This is a genomic window from Burkholderia sp. 28_3 (assembly GCF_003253915.1).
GTDB classification, from domain to species: domain Bacteria; phylum Pseudomonadota; class Gammaproteobacteria; order Burkholderiales; family Burkholderiaceae; genus Burkholderia; species Burkholderia cenocepacia.
Genome location: NZ_QKZF01000021.1, coordinates 15,223 through 32,048 on the forward strand (window position 1 = coordinate 15,223; position 16,826 = coordinate 32,048).

Annotated in this window: 14 protein-coding genes; 4 read left to right on the forward strand and 10 right to left on the reverse strand. The window is 69.0% G+C overall.

Annotated features, from left to right (window positions below; translation table 11 throughout):
• Positions 1-166: 166 nt before the first annotated feature.
• From DFS13_RS31070 to DFS13_RS31095, 4 genes are all read right to left on the reverse strand, one after another.
• Positions 167-1,591, reverse strand: coding sequence for an amino acid permease (locus DFS13_RS31070; RefSeq protein ID WP_006491514.1), 1,425 nt, complete (start codon positions 1,589-1,591; stop codon positions 167-169).
• A gap of 182 nt (positions 1,592-1,773) precedes the next feature.
• On the reverse strand, positions 1,774-3,189 hold the full coding sequence (locus tag DFS13_RS31080; protein ID WP_006481990.1) for an FAD-binding oxidoreductase: 1,416 nt from the start codon (positions 3,187-3,189) through the stop codon (positions 1,774-1,776).
• Positions 3,190-3,589: 400 nt separating this feature from the next.
• Positions 3,590-4,894 carry an MFS transporter gene (locus DFS13_RS31090; RefSeq protein ID WP_006483640.1) on the reverse strand — a complete coding sequence of 435 codons (1,305 nt, stop codon included), beginning with the start codon at positions 4,892-4,894 and terminating at the stop codon, positions 3,590-3,592.
• Positions 4,895-5,013: 119 nt separating this feature from the next.
• A complete protein-coding gene (locus DFS13_RS31095) occupies positions 5,014-6,669 on the reverse strand; it encodes a GMC family oxidoreductase (RefSeq protein WP_006491311.1) in 1,656 nt (551 codons plus the stop codon).
• Between the two features lie 187 nt (positions 6,670-6,856).
• Here DFS13_RS31095 and DFS13_RS31100 point away from each other — a divergent pair, with 187 nt between their 5' ends.
• Complete coding sequence (locus DFS13_RS31100; protein WP_111442538.1) at positions 6,857-7,681, forward strand: IclR family transcriptional regulator; 825 nt, start codon at positions 6,857-6,859, stop codon at positions 7,679-7,681.
• 39 nt (positions 7,682-7,720) lie between these two features.
• Here the strand turns inward: DFS13_RS31100 and DFS13_RS31105 are convergent, their stop codons facing one another.
• The 4 genes from DFS13_RS31105 to DFS13_RS31120 form a co-directional block, all read right to left on the reverse strand.
• Entirely contained in the window at positions 7,721-8,044 is a 324-nt protein-coding gene (locus DFS13_RS31105) for a hypothetical protein (RefSeq protein WP_006495187.1), read from the reverse strand.
• 116 nt (positions 8,045-8,160) lie between these two features.
• Positions 8,161-9,183 carry a DUF2891 domain-containing protein gene (locus DFS13_RS31110; protein WP_006491312.1) on the reverse strand — a complete coding sequence of 341 codons (1,023 nt, stop codon included), beginning with the start codon at positions 9,181-9,183 and terminating at the stop codon, positions 8,161-8,163.
• Between the two features lie 21 nt (positions 9,184-9,204).
• Complete coding sequence (locus tag DFS13_RS31115; RefSeq protein ID WP_060212453.1) at positions 9,205-10,155, reverse strand: DUF979 domain-containing protein; 951 nt, start codon at positions 10,153-10,155, stop codon at positions 9,205-9,207.
• Positions 10,152-10,841, reverse strand: a complete 690-nt coding sequence (locus DFS13_RS31120; RefSeq protein ID WP_006491314.1) for a DUF969 domain-containing protein — start codon at positions 10,839-10,841, stop codon at positions 10,152-10,154. Before DFS13_RS31120 ends, DFS13_RS31115 begins: the two co-directional genes overlap by 4 nt.
• 275 nt (positions 10,842-11,116) lie before the next feature.
• Between DFS13_RS31120 and DFS13_RS31125 the strand changes: the two genes are divergently transcribed.
• A complete protein-coding gene (locus DFS13_RS31125; protein WP_006491315.1) occupies positions 11,117-11,341 on the forward strand; it encodes a hypothetical protein in 225 nt (74 codons plus the stop codon).
• 48 nt (positions 11,342-11,389) lie between these two features.
• Here the strand turns inward: DFS13_RS31125 and DFS13_RS31130 are convergent, their stop codons facing one another.
• Positions 11,390-11,818 carry a hypothetical protein gene (locus DFS13_RS31130; RefSeq protein WP_006493317.1) on the reverse strand — a complete coding sequence of 143 codons (429 nt, stop codon included), beginning with the start codon at positions 11,816-11,818 and terminating at the stop codon, positions 11,390-11,392.
• 313 nt (positions 11,819-12,131) lie between these two features.
• On the opposite strand from DFS13_RS31130, the gene DFS13_RS31135 reads away from it, so the two are divergent.
• Together DFS13_RS31135 and DFS13_RS31140 are read left to right on the forward strand one after the other, a co-directional pair.
• Entirely contained in the window at positions 12,132-13,136 is a 1,005-nt protein-coding gene (locus DFS13_RS31135; protein WP_006495190.1) for a chemotaxis response regulator protein-glutamate methylesterase, read from the forward strand.
• Positions 13,137-13,203: 67 nt separating this feature from the next.
• Positions 13,204-14,265 (forward strand): diguanylate cyclase, encoded by a 1,062-nt coding sequence (locus DFS13_RS31140; RefSeq protein ID WP_060263546.1) that lies wholly within the window; start codon positions 13,204-13,206, stop codon positions 14,263-14,265.
• Between the two features lie 47 nt (positions 14,266-14,312).
• Here the strand turns inward: DFS13_RS31140 and DFS13_RS31145 are convergent, their stop codons facing one another.
• Complete coding sequence (locus tag DFS13_RS31145) at positions 14,313-16,559, reverse strand: bifunctional diguanylate cyclase/phosphodiesterase (RefSeq protein ID WP_006495192.1); 2,247 nt, start codon at positions 16,557-16,559, stop codon at positions 14,313-14,315.
• Between the last annotated feature and the right edge of the window lie 267 nt (positions 16,560-16,826).

Genomic DNA, 16,826 nt, shown 5'->3' on the forward strand with positions numbered 1-16,826 from the left:
CGGTGAATCGGTTCATCCATGCTATGCCGGCCGGCGCCCGACATAAAGTCGCATCCTCTGATCGGTGCTATCGGTCGGCCCGATAGTTGCGCCGGCTCCCCCGCGGGCCGCATGCGCGAAGGCCCGGCGCATGCACCGGGCCTTCGGCGCCATGCGGTGCCGCCCGTCAACGCGGCGGATACGCGAGCAGTTCGCTGTCGTCGAGATGCTCGCGGCGGCCGCGGCGCGTCAGCCCGTACGCGACCACGAGTACGCCGAGGCTCGCGACGCCGAGCCAGAGCGGCTTGCGCTGGTCCGGGATGAACGCCATCGCGACGAGGATGCCGACCATGCCGATGATCGCGACCCAGGTCAGGTACGGGTACGCCCACATCTTCACGCGCAGCTTGCTGGCGGCGACCGGGTCCAGACGCTTGCGCAGGCGCAGTTGCGAGAACGCGATCAGCACGTACACGAACAATGCGACGGTGCCGTACGAATTGACGAGGAACGCGAACACGGTATCGGGCGACACGTACGACATCACGACCGACACGTAGCCGAACACCGTGCCGAGCAGGATCGCGCGCACCGGCACGCCGCGCTTGTTGACCTTCGCGAGCGCGGCCGGCGCGTCGCCGTGGCGGGTCAGCGCGAACAGCATCCGCGAGGCCGCATAGAGGCCCGAGTTGAGCGCGGACAGCACGGCGGTCAGCACGATCGCGTTCATCACGTTGGCGGCGGCCGGCAGGCCCATCACTTCCAGCGCGCTCACGTACGGCGTGGCCATCTGCGCGGAATTCCACGGCACCAGCGCGACGACGAGCGCGACCGAGCCGACGTAGAACACCAGCACGCGGGTGATCACCGAGTTGGTTGCCTTCGCAACCGCCTTGGCCGGCTCCTTCGCCTCGGCCGCCGCGATCGTGACGATTTCCGCGCCGAAGTAGAACCCGGTGGCCGCGACCGCCCCGCTCATCACCGGCCCGATGCCGAGCGGCATGAAGCCGCCGTGACCGAGCAGCGTCGGCAGCACGGCCGTCGTGTGCATCGACGCGGGCCACATGCCGAGCACGTAGAGGCCGCCGAGGAACAGGAACACGACGATCGCGCCGACCTTGATCGACGAGAACCAGAATTCGAATTCGCCGTAACTGCCGACCGAGATCAGGTTCGTGAGCGTCAGCACGACCAGCAGCGCGAGACTGATGATCCACGCCGGTGTGTCGGGCAGCCAGAACTGGATCAGCCTGGCGCCCGCGACCGCTTCCAGCGCGACGACGATCACCCAGAAATACCAGTACATCCAGCCGGTCAGGAAGCCCGCCATCCTGCCGGGCCCGCGCCAGTTGCCGAACGCGAGCCGCGCGTACTCGTAGAACGAGCCGACGGCCGGCATCGCGCACGCCATCTCGCCGAGCATCCGCATCACGAGCACGACCAGCCCGCCCGTGATCAGGAACGACAGGATCGCGGCCGGCCCGGTCTGCTGAATCACCACGCCGCTGCCGACGAACAGCCCGGCACCGATCACGCCGCCAAGCGCGATCATCGTCATGTGGCGCTGCTTGAGCCCACACTTCAGGTCACTCTGGTTCATCGAGGGTTGCATGTCTTCTCCATATCCAGTTGTCCGGCGCCGCCCGCGTCACCTTCGGGTGAACGCGGGCGCCGCCGGCGACGGCGCGTGCAGGGGCACCTGCAGCCCCGGCCGCACGGATTTCTGTGGCTTTTATTGTGTCGGGTTGCCCGGCGCGCGCGGTCTTGCGTCGCGCCGGGTGGTGCGCCCCGCGCTCAGGGCTTTTCGTCGTTCCTGAAGTACGACAGGTAGAGCATCCGCTGCCCGATACGCCGGAACGGCGCGAACGGGTGACCGGGCAGCGGCGACGTGAAGATCGGCAGCGTCTGGCGTGCGCCCTTCCCCGCGATCTGCTCGGCGAGCCGACGGCCGGCCTGCTGCGAATACGACACGCCGTTGCCGCCGTAGCCGAGCGCGTAGTACACGGATTGCCGCGGATCGGGCTGGCACACGCGCGGCATCATGTCGTGACTCACGTCGACCCAGCCCCACCACGAGTAATCGATCTCGACGCCGCGCAGCGCCGGAAACTTGCGCGCCATGCCTTCCTTCAGCAAATCGAGGTGGCGCGGGTTCGGCGCATCGTCGCCGGTGATCGCGCTGCGGCTGCCGATCTGCAGCCGGCGATCGGGCAGGAAACGATAGTAGAAGCGCAGCGTGCGCGTGTCGGTCAGCACCTGCGTCGTGCGGAAGTTGCATGCATCGATCTCGGCGTCGGTCAGCGGCCGCGTGACCATCGAATTCGACAGGATCGGCATCACCTTGCTGCGCAGCGACGGATGCAGCGTCTGCGCGGTGTACGCGCCGGTCGCGATGCCGACCGCGCGAGCCCGCACCACGCCGCCCGGCGTGCGCAGGTGGTGCACGCCGTCGATCGTCTCGAAGCCGAGCACGGGGCTGCTCGTATGCACCTTCGCGCCGGCTTCGCGTGCGAGACGCAGGTAGCCGAACGCGAGTTTCAGCGCATGGATGCCGATGCCTTCCGGCTCGTGCAGCGCGCCGGCCGCCTCGTGGTCGTTGATGAATTCGCGGCGGAACGTCTCCGCGCTCAGCAGTTCGGACGGATAGCCGAACACGTCCTTCCACACCTTCGCCTCGGCCGCGAGCTTCGCCATGATGCGCGGGCGATGCGCGATCAGGAAATGGCCGCCCGGCTGCGGATCGCAGTCGATTTCCGATACGAGCGACTTGAAGTGCTCGAAGCCTTCGAGAATCTCGTCGTGCATCTTCAGCGCGACGTCCTTGCCCCAGCGCTCGATCCACTGCGAGCGCGACAGCCGGCCCGACGCGTTCTGCCCCTGCCCGCCGTTGCGACTGCTGCAGCCCCAGCTGGTGCGGTTGGCCTCGAGCACGACGGCCTTGATGCCGTGATCCCGCGCGAGGCACAGCGCGGTCGCGAGGCCCGTATAGCCGGCGCCGATGATCGCGACGTCGACGTCGAGATCGCGCGTGACGGGGCCGTCGTCGGCCGGCGGAGTGCCGGCCGTCGCGACCCAGTAGGTCGGCGCGTATTGCTTGCCGCAGCCGGGGCCCGGCGACACGAGCGGATCGTAGGTCGGGTCGTAACGCGTGTCGTTCGGCCGGCCGCCGGCGAAGCCGCTCGTGGTGCGTTCGATGGAAGGGGTCGACATGGTCAGCCCTCCGTTGCGGGCATGCCCGTTGCGCCGCAACCGGCGCGCGAGGCGATTCGACTGACTGATGCGGGGCGCGTGTCCGCCGCGCGGGCGGATGCTGCCGACTGCCTGTTGGTCATGCCTGTCTCCTGATCGTTCTCTTCGGGTCGATCGTGTGCAGATGCTTCCATGCGGCGATCTGTCGAGGAAAGTGTAGGCAGGCCGATTTACCGCAGGTAGGGCCAGTGGGCCGGATTCGCTTGGACCAGCGCCTGGGCCGGCAGTCAGGCCAGCGCGCCGGCCGCCGGGCGGCCGGCAACGCGGAGCGACCGGTGGCGCGCGGCCAGCGCGAACGCGAGGCCGCCGGCGCCCCGGCGCCGATACGACCCCGCACACCGCCGCCCGCCCGGCGCGGGCGTCACGTCGCGCGTACCGCGACGCCGGCCACGCCGCCGCGTTTCTCGATCGCCCGCGCTGACACGATCGACAGGAGTGCAGACAACATCACGTAAACCCCGACGAGCCACGGCGCGCCGCCGTTCGCCCGCAGCAGCGCGGTCGCGACGATCGGCGTGAGGCCGCTCGCGAAGATGCCCGACACCTGGTAGACGAACGAAATGCCCGTGTAACGCACGTTCGCGTCGAACAGCTCCGCGAACAGCGCGGCCTCCGGCCCGTACGCCATCGCATAGAAGATCCCGAACGGAATCACCAGCGCGAGCCACACGGCGAGCAGGTTCGTCGACTGCGTCTGCAGCAGCCAGAACGCGGGCAGCACCGACAGCCCGCACAGCGTCGCGCCCCACCGGTACACGCGCGCACGGCCGAGCCGGTCCGACAGGCTGCCGAACACGGGGATGAACCCGCACATCACGACGGCCGCGCTCATCACGCCGAGCAGCGCGTCGCCGCGCGAGATCGACAGGTTGCGCGTCATGTAGCCGATCGAGAACACCGCGAACACGTTGAAGAACACGCCGTCGATATAGCGCGCGCCCATCCCGAGCAGGATCGCCTGCCGGTAGTTGCCGAGCAGCTCGACCACCGGCAGCTTCGTGTCGCGCCGCTGACGCTTGAGCGCGACGAACTCGGGCGTGTCGGCCACGCGCGTGCGGATGTAGAAGCCGACCGCGACGAGCAGCAGCGACGCCGCGAACGCGACGCGCCAGCCCCATGCGAGGAACGCGGCGTCCGGCAGCGCGCGCGACAGCCCGGCGACGACGCCGGCCGCGAGACACAGCCCGATCGCGAGACCGATCTGCGGCAGGCTCGCATACAGTCCGCGCCGGTGCGGCGGCGCGTATTCGTATGCCATCAGCACCGCGCCGCCCCACTCGCCGCCGAGGCCGATCCCCTGCAGCACGCGCAGCGTCAGCAGCAGCACGGGCGCCCACATGCCGATCTGCGCGTAGGTCGGCAGGAACGCGACGCCGGCCGTCGACACGCCCATGATCAGCATCGTCAGGATCAGCGCCGACTTGCGCCCGACGCGGTCGCCGAGATGACCGAACAGCAAGCCGCCGAGCGGCCGCGTGACGAAGCCGACCGCGAACGTCGCATACGCGAGCATGGTCGACACGAACGCGTCGCCGGACGGAAAGTACTGCTTGTCGAACACGATGCCGGCGACCACGCCGTACAGGAAAAAGTCGTACCACTCGACGGTCGCGCCGATCACGCTGGCCGCGGCCACGCGTCGGACGACCCGGGAATCGATTGCCATGCGAGCTTCTCCAGGTAAGGATGCGCCGCAACCTGCCCCGACGCCGTGCCGGCGGGGGCATCGATGAGCGCGCGGCGGCCGTCCGGGCGCAGGAGCACGGGCCGCGCGGGCGCTGCGCGCTACGCGAGCGCCTCGGCGGCCGGCGCGACGCTGCGGCCGCGATCGGCCTCGCGCGCGTCCTCGAGGATCATGTCGGACGCCTTCTCGGCGACCATCACGATCGGCACGTTGGTATTGCCCGATACGAGCGTCGGCATGATCGAGCAGTCGACCACGCGCAAGCCGCGCGTCCCATACACGCGCAGCCGCTCGTCGACGACCGCGAGCGGATCGCTCGCGACGCCCATTTTCGCGGTGCCGGACGGATGGAAGATCGTCTGTCCGTACTCGCGGCAGAACTCGAGCAGCTCGTCGTCCGTCTGCGCGTCCGCGCCGGGCCGCACCTCACGCTTCATCAGCGGCGCCATCGGCTCGGCGGCCGCGACACGGCGCGCGAAGCGCACGCCGGCCACCGTCGTGCGGCGGTCGCGCTCGGTGTCGAGATAGTTCGGCTGGATCGACGGCGCGTCGCGCGCATCGTCGGTCCGAATCCGTACGGTCCCGCGCGATTCGGGCCGCAACTGGCAGATCGAGTACGTGCAGCCGGGAAACGGATGCACGCTGCCGCCCGCCGAGTCGGCCGACAGCGTCGAGAAATGGAACTGGATGTCGGGCGTCGCCGATTCGTCCGGCAACGCGCGGCAGAACATCCCGCCCTGGTTGATCCCGATCGCGAGCGGGCCGCCTCGGAACAGCGCCCATTGCAGCCCCATCTTCGCGCGGCCGACCCACGAATGCAGCTCGTCGTTGGTCGTGATCGGCTTCGTCACCTCGTAGATCAGCCGTACCTGCAGATGATCCTGCAGGTTCTCGCCGACGCCCTTCCGATCGGCCACGACCGCAATCCCGTGCCGGTCCAGCAGTGCGGCGGGCCCGACGCCCGACACCTGCAGCAATTGCGGCGACTGCAGCGCGCCGGCCGCGAGGATCACCTCGCGCAGCGCGCGCACCTCGTGCACCTTGCCGTGCTGCACGTAGCGCACGCCGGACGCCTGCGCGCCGTCGAACAGCACCTTCAGTGCCTGCGCGTCGGTCTCGACGTGCAGGTTCGGCCGTCCGCGCGCGGGCTTCAGGTACGCGACCGCGGTCGAGCAGCGCAGGCCGTTGCGCGTCGTCAGCTGGTAGTAGCCGACTCCCTCCTGGTCGCCCGTGTTGAAGTCGTCGACCGTGCGCACGCCGAGCCGGTTCGACGCGGCGACGAACGCATCGACGAGTTCGTGCCGCTGCCGGATCGCCGACGCCCACAGCGGGCCGCCGGTGCCGCGCGTCGGGCCTTCGCCGAGCGTGTTGTGTTCGAGCCGCCGGAAATACGGCAGACAGTCGCGCCAGCTCCAGCCGCGATTGCCGAGCGCGGCCCAGTGGTCGTAGTCCTGCTGCTGCCCGCGCACGTAGATCAGCCCGTTGATCGAGCTGCAGCCGCCGAGCGTGCGGCCGCGCGGCCAGTACAGGCGGCGGTTGTGCATGTTCGGATCGGGATCGGTATGAAAGCCCCAGTTGTACACCGGGTGGAACATCGTCTTGCCATAACCGATCGGCACGTGGATCCACATGTAGTTGTCGGCGGGGCCCGCCTCCAGCAGGCACACCGTATGGCGGCCGCCGTCGGACAGCCGGTTGGCGAGGACGCAACCGGCCGATCCTGCGCCGACCACGACATAGTCGAAGCTGCGTGTCATTCCGTGTCTCCGTTCCGGGGTATGCGAAAAATCCGGTATGTTTTGTCCAAATTTATTGAGCACACGGACCACGTACAAGCCGATTTATTGTCCACGCCGCGAATGTGGTACAAAAACCGTTCAATTCGTTTCATTTCTCTCGCACACACCATCCCGGGACGCACGCCGATCCCGACGGAGGAGACACATGCGCGACACCGCCCCCGCGCCGCCCGACGGCGCGCCCGCCGACGATGCGCGCGTGCTGCGCGCGCTCGCCGTGCTCGAAGCGCTGGCCGCGGCCGGACAGCCGTACACGCTGTCGCAGCTCGCCGCACGGCTGCACATCCCGAAGGCGACGCTGCTGCGCCTGATCGAATCGCTCGAAACGCGCGGCTACGTGATCCACATGCCCGACTCGCGCGGCCACGACCGCGGCATCGCGCTCGGCCCGCGCGCCGCGCAGTTCGCGCTCGCGGCGCTGTCGAACAACACGTTTACGCGCGGTTGCCGGTCGGTGCTGCGCACGCTCGTCGACGTGCTCGGCGAGACCTGCAACCTCACCGCGCTCGACGGCGACACGGTGCTGTACGTCGAACGCGTCGAGACCACCGAACCGCTGCGGCTCGAGATGCGGCCCGGCATGCGCGTGCCGCTGCATTGCACGGCGAGCGGCAAGCTGTTCCTGTCGCAGATGAATGCGCTGGAGCGCAACGCGCTGCTCGCGCGGCTCACGTTGCAGAAGATGACCTACCGGACGCTGACCGATGCGCAATTGCTCGCGGCCGAGCTCGACCGGCTGGCTGCGCGCGGCGTCGGCATCGACAACGAGGAATTCGTACGCGGAATGGTGGCCGTCGCGGTGCCGGTGAAGGATGCGGCGAGCGGTCGCGTGCTCGCGGCGCTCGCCGTGCATGCACCGACCGCGCGCGCGACGCTCAACGATCTGCTGGAGAACGTGCCGAAGATGCGCGACGCGGCCACGCGGCTCGCGCCGCTGCTGCATGCGACTGAAGGCGCGTCGCCGGGTTGATGCGGCCGCGCGCGCTCGTGCCTGCGCGCGGTCGCGCGCTCATGCGAGGTGGTAGCGCAGCCAGAAGGTTTCGCGGCATGCGTTGTCGAACGTCAGCCGCGACGGATTGATCGGCTGCGCATCGGGATGGCGCAGCACGTCGTAGTCGATCCAGCATTCGGCGCACAGCAGGTCGGACGGCGCGCGGTCCTGCTCGACCGAGCGGCGCACGATCGCGCCGTTGTCGAAACGGTATTCGGTTTCGTCGCGCGTGACCTCGACGTCGTCGTCGGTCCAGCGGTCGTGCGACGTGGCGTGCGACACGATCTGCACCGGGCCGGCGAGCCCGTGGATCGCGGCGACATAGGAGATGAGCTTGTCCATGGCGAGGCGGCGAACTGGCGGATGGCGCGCTTCGCGCCGCGCATGCGGCGCGAAGCGGCCCGAGCGGCGAGTATAGCCGCAGGCCGAAGACCTTGCGGCCGGCGGGGTTTCGCGCGCTACGCGTCCAGCGCGAGCAACGCGAACGTCGCGAGCCAGTGCTCGCCCATGTAATCGCCGGCCACGTGCGCGAGCGCGCTCGCGAGATGCCGGTCGGCCGCGTCGAGCAGCTTCGCGCGCCGCGCATCGCCTTCCGGCAGCGCGCCGGCCAGCGAACGCTGGCACCATGCACGGCTCAGGTTCAGCCCGTCGAGGTGTGCGATCTTGCCGTCGCTGCGATCGCTGACGGTCGCCGGCTCGAACAGCGTCGCCGGCTCGCCGCGCGCGAGGTCCGGCAAAAAGCGCGCGAACCAGCCGTCGAACTCGGCGGCCGGCAGCACGCGCCGCATCAGCTCGGCCTCCATCAGCGCGGGCGACAGGAATTCGTCGCCGGACGGCTCCCACGCCTGGCACGCGACGTCGTTCAGGTGCCAGCGCTTCGCGGTATCGACGATCAGCGCGGCGAGCCCGTCGCGCTGCGTATCGCGCGCGAAATCGAGCGCGAGCGCCAGCGCGAACGCGGTGTTGAAGTGCGTGCCGACGCGCAGCGGATAGGTCGCCTTCGGCAGAAAAGTCTCGAAGCGCGACACGAACAGATCGGCCAGCGGCGCCATCGTCTTCGCCCAGCGCGCGGCCTGCGGCAACACGCCCTTCAGCGCGAGCCGCTCGAGCTGCGCGGATAGCGCGAGCAGCCACGCCCAGCCGTACGGCCGCTCGAAGCCGCTGTTGTGCGGCAGCGCGAGATACGCGCGCTCGCCGGCGACGTTCGCGTCGGTGAAATGCGCGTCGACGATCGCGACGATGCGCTCGGCCTCCGGCAATGCCGGGTAGCGTTCGAGCACGCGCAGCACGAGCCAGTAGCCGTGCACGCACGAATGCCAGTCGTAGCTGCCGTAGAAGATCGGGTGCAATGCGCGCGGGCCCTGCACGTCGTGCGGCCCTTCGAGCGCATGCGTGAGCTTGTTCGGATATTCGCGGGTCAGGTGCGCGAGCGCGAGCGACGCGAATTTCGAAGCGAGTTCGGGGGTGAGTCGGTCGGTCATGAGCATCTCTCGTCCATCGAATCAGAAGCGGAATACGAACGCGTACATCAGCAGCGTGTTCACGGCCAGCAGCAGCACGGCCGTCGGCCACTGCGCCTTGATCACGCCGTTCTTGTCCTTCAGTTCGAGCAGCGCCGCGGGCACGATGTTGAAGTTCGCGGCCATCGGCGTCATCAGCGTACCGCAGAAGCCGCTCAGCATCCCGATCGCGCCCATGATCGCCGGATTGCCGTGGAACTGGTGGACGATCAGCGGCAGGCCGATGCCGGCCGTCATCACCGGAAACGCGGCGAAGCCGTTGCCCATGATCATCGTGAAGAGCGCCATGCCGACCGTATAGGCCGCGACCACCGCGAACGGCGAATCGATCGGCACCCACTCCTTCACGAGCCCCGACACCACGCCGCCGACACCCGCCACCGCGAACAATGCGCCGAGCGCCGCGAGCATCTGCGGCAGGATCGCGGCCCAGCCGACCGCGTCCATCGTGTGGCGTGCTTCCTTCAGCGCATGCACGGGCGAATCGCGCAGCATCGCGAGCGCGACGACGAACGCGACGATCGTGCCGAGCACGAGCGAGATCAGCGTCACGCTCTTCGACTCGACCAACGGCACGCTCTTCAACGCGAACGTGCCGATCAGCGTGACGACCGGAATCAGCAGCGCGGGCAGGAACAGCCGGTTGCCGAAGCGCTGCGCGAGCGTCTCGCGCCGCACGGCCGCCGCTTCGCCGGCCTCGTCGGACTGGCCGCGGCCGAGCTTGCCGGAGCCGGCGATCACCGCGAGCGCGATCGCGAGGCAGCCCGTCACGACATGCGGCAGCAGCGCGCCGAACAGGAACGTGACCGCGTAGATCGCCCAGAACGCGAAATTGACGACGCGCCGCGGGTTCGTGCGATCCGTCAGGTTGAAATACGCGAACGCGGCGAACATCAGCCCCGCGAGCGTGTACAGCGATTCGAGGCCGATCATCGCGCGCCCTCCTGCTTCACCAGGCCGAAGCCGCGCGCGAGCCGGCGGTCGAGCAGCGCGAGGCGCGTGCAGTGGATCAGCAGCGCGGCGATCGCGGTCGGGATCGCCCACACCGACAGGTGCAGCGGCTCGATGGAGAGGCCGTTCTGTTCGAGAAAGCCCTTGATCAGCAGGATCGACTGGATCGCGATGAAGATGTCCTCGCCGAAGAACACGGCGACGTTGTCGGCGCCCGACGCATGCGCGCGGATCTGCTGGCGCACCGACTCGGGCAGCTCGCCGTGCCGGCTGACCGCGGCGGCCTCGGCCATCGGCGCGATCAGCGGCCGCACCATCTGCGCGTGGCCGCCGAGCGACGTGAGGCCGAGCGCGGCCGTCGCCTGGCGCAGCACGAAGTACAGCATCAGCACGCGGCCCGTGGTGGCCGCCTGCACCCGCGAGATCATCCGCTTCGCCTGCTCCTTGAGCCCGTTGCGCTCGAGCAGCGCGATCACCGGCAGCGTGAGCCAGATCAGCCCCATGTAGCGGTTCTCGGTGAACGCCTTGCCGAACGCGCTGACGATGTCGACGAGATTCAGCCCGCCCGCCAGCCCCGTCGCGAGCCCCGCGATCGTGACCACCAGCAGCGCATTGAAGCGCAGCGCGAAGCCGATCACGACGATCGGCACCCCAATCAGCACCAGCATTTCCCCTCCTTGTGTCTGGACGTGCGGCACGTCGGCCACGCGCGGCCGGCCCGGTTTGCATCGGGCTCGGACGGCGAAATCTAACACGAGACTTTATCGATAAAAAGTCGACAATTTGCCGGTTCGGGTAAACGTTGAAGCCGACGGACACCGTGCCCGCGCCGTGTGTCGGCCACATTTCATCGGACGAATCGGGCGGGCCGGCCGGCGCGCGTGGCGCGGGCCCGGGACGCCGACTACACTGAAAAGCATCGGCAACGTACGGGAGAGCCGCCATGATTGACGTATTCCAGACCATCGGCAGCCGCGCGTTCTCCGCCCATCTGGCGAAGGACGGGATGGTGACGCTGATGGAGCAACGCCAGGAAGTCGACCGCGTGACGCTCGCGACCGCCTATGCCGCGCTCGTCGAGGAAGCCGAGCAGGAAGACGACCTGCTCGACGCGACGGTCGAAGGGATGATGCGCGCGCTGATCCAGGGCTACGCGCGCAGCCATTGACGACGCGGCGGCGCGTCCAGCGTGCCGCCGGCGACCCGGTCGCGACCGCTACGCGGCCGGCGTGCCCGCGCCCATGCCGAACCACCGGCCCTCGCGCAGTTGCCGGTAGTCGGCCTGCGTGAAGATTTGCAGCAGATTCGCCACCGCGCCGTGGCTGGCGCGATCGCGCTCCGTCATGAAGGCTTCGACCTCGTCGCGGCCGGCAAACAGGATCGTGCCGAAATAACGCGCGCGTTCCGCGTCGGAGAGGTTTGTCGCGCTCAACTGGTACGGATGGTGAAGCGCCGCGAACAGGAAGTAGTAGCGCTCGGCATCGTCGCGCAGCACGCGCACCGCATCGGGTTCGACCGGAAAATCGCGGTAGAACGACGCGTGTCCGCTCTCGATGTAGATCCGGTACAGCAAACGGCCGTCCTGCTCGATCACGATCGGCGCATGCGGGTCGCGGCTGACGAGTACGGTATGGGGCGCGGTCATCCGGCTCCCTCCTTTCTTTTTTGTCGATGCCGACACGGTAACATGCGGACTTTCACGGCCGGTCCGGGCAGGATCGACCGGCCCGCTTGCGGGCAATGCCGCACGGCCATAGAGGAAACGCACTGAAACGGCATCATGCGCACATTTTTCGATTGCCGCCGCTCGCGCCGCATGACAGCATTCGGGCGTCGCCAACCGAAAAGAATGCCGCGCCGTCCGGCCGCCGATGCCGCCCGGCAGCGCCGAACAGGCTACGCCCTTCCATGAACCCGGCCCACCTCCAACACTACGAACCGACCGGAGAATTCCGCTTGTGAACATCGGCATCGTCAACGACCTCCCGCTTGCCGTCGAGGCGATGCGCCGCGCGATCGCGCGACGGCCCGAGCACCGCGTGCTGTGGGTCGCGACCGACGGCGCGCAGGCCGTCGAACTGTGCGCCGCGCAGCCGCCCGACATCGTGCTGATGGACCTGATCATGCCGAAATTCGACGGGATCGAAGCGACGCGGCGGATCATGCGCTCCGAACGACCATGCGCGATCCTGATCGTGACGAGCTGCATCGGCGCGAACGCGTGGCGCGTGTTCGAGGCGATGGGCGCCGGCGCGCTCGACGCGGTCGACACGCCGCGGCTCGGCGACGGCGCGGCCGGCGACACGACGAAACTGCTGCTCGCGAAGATCGACCAGATCGGCCGCCTGCTCGACGCGCCGGGCGGCCCGCGCATCGCCGGCACGGCCGCGCGCAACGGCGGCGGCCCGCTGGTCGCGATCGGCGCATCGGCCGGCGGCCCCGGCGCGCTCGCGTCGATCCTCGGCAGCCTGCCGGCCGATTTCAATGCGCCGATCGTGATCGTGCAGCACGTCGATCGCGCGTTCGCCGAAGGCATGGCGCAATGGCTCGACGGCCAGACCCGGCTCGCCGTGCGCGTCGCCCGCGAAGGCGACCGCCCGCAGCCGGGTGTCGCGCTGCTCGCCGCGACCGACGATCACCTGCGCATCACGCGCGCCGGCACGCTCGAATACACGCGGGAGCCGGCCGCCACGCCGTATCGTCCGTCGGTCGACGTGTTCTTCAACAGCCTGACCGAGCACTGGCCCGGCCGCGTGATCGGCGTGCTGCTGACGGGGATGGGCCGCGACGGCGCGATCGGCCTGAAGGCGCTGCGGATGAAGGGCTACCATACGATCGCGCAGGACGAGGCGACCAGCGCGGTATACGGGATGCCGAAGGCGGCCGCGACGCTCGGCGCGGCGCGTGCGATCCTGCCGCTCGGGCGCATCGCGGGCGAACTGGCGGCGCTCGCACGGATCTGAGCCCGACGATGACCGTCCGCAACACCCATGCCCGCCCTTGCAACGACCGCAACAACCCGCATCGACCATGACGATTGACCTGACTCGCCCGCCCGGCGGCCCGACCGCGTCGCCCGCCGACGTGCCGGCGATGGTGCTGCTGGTCGACGACCAGACGATCGTCGCGGAAGCCGTGCGGCGCGCGCTCGTCGACGAGGAAGGCATCGACTTCCACTACTGCCCGCGCTCGGACGACGCGATGGCCACCGCGATCGAGACGCGCCCGACCGTGATCTTGCAGGACCTCGTGATGCCGGGCACCGACGGGCTGAGCCTCGTCAAGGCGTACCGCGCGAATCCGGCGACGCGCGACGTGCCGATCATCGTGCTGTCGACGCAGGAGGAACCGGTGATCAAGAGCGCCGCGTTCGCGTCCGGCGCGAACGACTACCTGGTCAAGCTGCCCGATCGCATCGAGCTCGTCGCGCGCATCCGCTACCACTCGCGCTCGTACCTTAACCTGTTGCAGCGCGACGAAGCCTATCGCGCGCTGCGGCAGTCGCAGCAGCAACTGCTCGAGGCCAATCTCGAACTGCGGCGCCTCACGCATTCCGACGGCCTGACCGGACTGTCGAACCGGCGCTATCTCGACGAATACCTGGCCGCCGAGTGGCGGCGCGGCACGCGCGAGCGCAGCGAGCTGTCGCTGCTGATGATCGACGTCGACAACTTCAAGCTGTACAACGACACGTACGGGCACGTGTCGGGCGACAACGTGCTCAAGCAGATCGCGTCGACGATCGAGCGCTGCCTCGGGCAGTCGGGCGATCTCGCGGCGCGCTTCGGCGGCGAGGAATTCGCGGTCGTGATGCCGGCCACGTCGCCGGGCGCCGCGCGGCTGCTCGGCGAGAAGATCCGGCTCGCGGTCGAGGCGCTGCGGCTGCGGCACGCGCATTCGTCGACCGGCAACCACACCGTGACGATCAGCATCGGCGGCGCGAGCATCGTGCCCGCGCCCGGCCTGCCGACGACCCTGCTGATCGAGGCCGCCGACCGCGCGCTCTATCGCGCGAAGCACGAAGGCAAGAACCGGGTCGAGATCGATCGGTCGTCGACGCCGCCGGGCAGCGGCGGGTTCGACGCGCACTGACGCGCACTGACGCACACCAACGGGTACGACCGGCGCGCGCGCCGCGCTCAGGCCGCGCCGAGCCGGCGCGCGTAGTCGCTCGCCTCCAGCGGGCGGCTGAACAGATAGCCCTGCTGCATGTCGCAGCCGATCTGCTGCAGGAACCACGACTGCGCCTGCGTCTCGACGCCTTCGGCCGTGACCTTCATCCCGAGCGAATGCGCCATCGCGACGACCGCCTGCGTGATCGCGACCGAGTCGTGATGATCGGGCACGCCCGACACGAACGAGCGGTCGACCTTCAGGTTGTGCAGCGGAAAGCGCTTCAGGTACGCGAGCGACGAATAGCCGGTGCCGAAATCGTCGACCGAAATCCGCACGTTCATGTCCGTGAGCGCTTCGAGCATCGGCAGCACGGTGTCCGTGTCGTTCATCAGCACGCCTTCGGTGATTTCCAGTTCGAGCGCGGACGGGTCGAGCCGCGTTTGCGCGAGACAGCGGCCGACCGATTCGACGAGCCCTTCGTGAAACTGCCGCGGCGACAGGTTGACGGCCAGCATCAGGTCCGGCGCGATCGTGCGGCGCCACTCGGCCGCCTGCCGGCACGCGGTTTCGAGCACCCACTGGCCGATCGCGACGATCAGCCCCGTGTCTTCCGCGACCGGAATGAACTCGGCCGGCGACATCGGCCCGAGCTCGGGGCTCGTCCAGCGCAGCAGCGCCTCGGCGCCGACCGTGCGGCCGCTGCGCGCATCGACGACGGGCTGATACGCGAGCCGCAGCATGTCCGACGCAAGTGCGCGCCGCAGCGACTGCTCGATCGCGAAGCGGCGCTGCAGCCGCAGGTTGAGCTGCGCGGTGAAGAACGTGAAGTGGTTGCGGCCGCGCTGCTTCGCGTCGTACATCGCCGAATCGGCGTTGCGCATCAGCGTCACGGCATCGTCGCCGTCGCGCGGCGCGACGCTGATGCCGATCGATACGCCGAGCCAGTATTCGTTGTTCGCGATCGCGAACGGCTTCGCGATCGCGTCGATGACCTCGCGGGCGAGCACCGCGAGACGCTCGGGATCGTCGCAGTCGTCGACGAGGATCACGAACTCGTCGCCGCCGACCCGCGTGAGCGCGTAGCGGCCCGCGCAGGCCGAGAGCCGCGCCGCGACGCTGCGCAGCAGCGCATCGCCCGCGTCGTGGCCGGCCGTGTCGTTGACCTTCTTGAAGCCGACCAGATCGATGAACAGGATCGCGACGCGCGCGGGCCCGGTCGCCGCATCGTGCACGCCGAACAGCTCGCGCATGCGATCGCCGAGCCAGCGGCGGTTGTACAGGCCCGTCAGCGCATCGCGGGTCGCCATGTAGCGCAGCTGCTGCTGTGCTTCGCGCACGGGGCCGATGTCGTTGAACGACACGAGCACCGAGTCGGCCCGCGTCTCGCCCGGCCGCACGATCGGCACCGCGTTGCCGCGCACCCAGATGATGTCGCCGTCCGCGAGACCGAAGCCGACCGTGTAGTCGAGCATCGGCGTGGCCGTCTCGAGCGCACGCCGGCTCGGCCAGTCGCGCGGCTCGATCGGCGTGCCGTCCTCGCGCAGCTTGCGCAGGATCACCGTCGACAGCCGGCGGCCGACGAGTTCGCCCTTCACGCGCATCATCCGGTTCGCGCTCGGATTGCTCGCGATCACGACGCCCTCGCGCGATATGACGAGGATGCCCTCGCTCAGGCTGTTGACGACGAGCCGGTGATGCTCCTCGCTGTGCGCGAGCTGTCGCGCGATCCGGTCCTGGTGCACCGCGAGTCCGACGCTGTTGCCGATATCGCGCAACAGCGCGGTTTCCTCGTCGCTCGGCCGGCACGGCCAGTGGTGATAGACGGCGAATGCGCCGAGCACGATGCCGGCATCGTCGAGGAACGGCACCGACCAGCACGCGCGCAGGCCCAGCGGCAACGCGATGGCGCGGTAGTCGGCCCACAGCGGATCGGTTTCGATGTCCTCGACGGCGACCATCCGGCGCTCGTACATCGCGGTGCCGCACGAGCCGGCCGCGGGCCCGATCGTCGCGCCGTCGATCGCCGCGCTGTACTGCGCGGGCAGCGACGGCGCCGCGCCGACGCGCACGTGCACGCCGTCCGTATCGAGCAGCAGGATCGTGCACGACGCGCCGTCGCCGAGCAAAGTCTCGGCGCGCCGGCAAACTTCGACCAACAGTTCCGGCAGCGGCGTGTTGCGCGTGATGAGTCTCAGTACGCTCTGCTCGGATGCGAGCACTTCCGCGGCGAGCCCGATGCTGTAGCGAGAACTTTGCGGTTCGGTATTCAAGATGAATCCTGCCGTCTGTCCGACCGGGTCTGATGCGCCCGATTCGTTATCGATATTTCGTGCCTTTTCGTGCCCTGTCCCGCCCCGGGTTTACGCCGATGCCCGGTGCGCCCCGTTTGCGCGCCGAGCCAGGGCGCGCCGAAATGTATTTAACACCAATCCGTGACAGCCGGCGTGCCTGCTTGCATCAGGGGATACGCTCGGTTGCCGCGCGGCTCGCACCGGCGGCGACCGGTTCGCCGACCGGTTGCTGCAGCGCACGAAGGC